Source organism: Frankia gtarii, assembly GCF_025403375.1.
Taxonomy (GTDB): Bacteria; Actinomycetota; Actinomycetes; order Frankiales; family Frankiaceae; genus Frankia; species Frankia gtarii.
Genome location: NZ_JAMPTM010000640.1, coordinates 1 through 401, shown reverse-complemented (window position 1 = coordinate 401; position 401 = coordinate 1). Strand labels below are relative to the sequence as shown.

The following is a 401-nucleotide window of genomic DNA, read 5'->3' as shown; positions in this document are numbered from 1 at the left end:
GCCTCACTGGCCGCTTGAAAACCCCCCTCCAAGCACGCGCGTTCGTGTATGCCAGCACCAGCGGGGTCTACGGCGATGCGGGCGGTGCCTGGGTCGACGAATCCCGCCCCGTGAAACCGCGCACCGCGCGTGCACAACGCCGCGTCGCCGCCGAACGCCGCGTGCGCTGGTTCGGTGCGGGCGGCGCTTGGCGCACGTCGATTTTGCGTATTCCCCGCATCTATGCAGCGGACCGGCTGCCCGTTGCCCGGCTCGAACGCGGAACGCCCGCGTTGCGCGCGCAGGACGATGTCTACACCAACCACATCCACGCCGATGACCTGGCCCGCGCGGTCATTGCCGCGCTGTTCCGGGGGAGACCGCAGCGCATCGTGCATGCCACAGACGCATCGGAGCTGCGC

1 protein-coding gene is annotated in these 401 nt (G+C 69.8%); it reads left to right on the top strand.

The window, feature by feature from the left end:
- Nucleotides 1–44 precede the first annotated feature (44 nt).
- On the top strand, nt 45–401 hold a 357-nt coding region (locus tag NBZ83_RS34755), incomplete at its 3' end, for an NAD-dependent epimerase/dehydratase family protein (protein WP_498041110.1).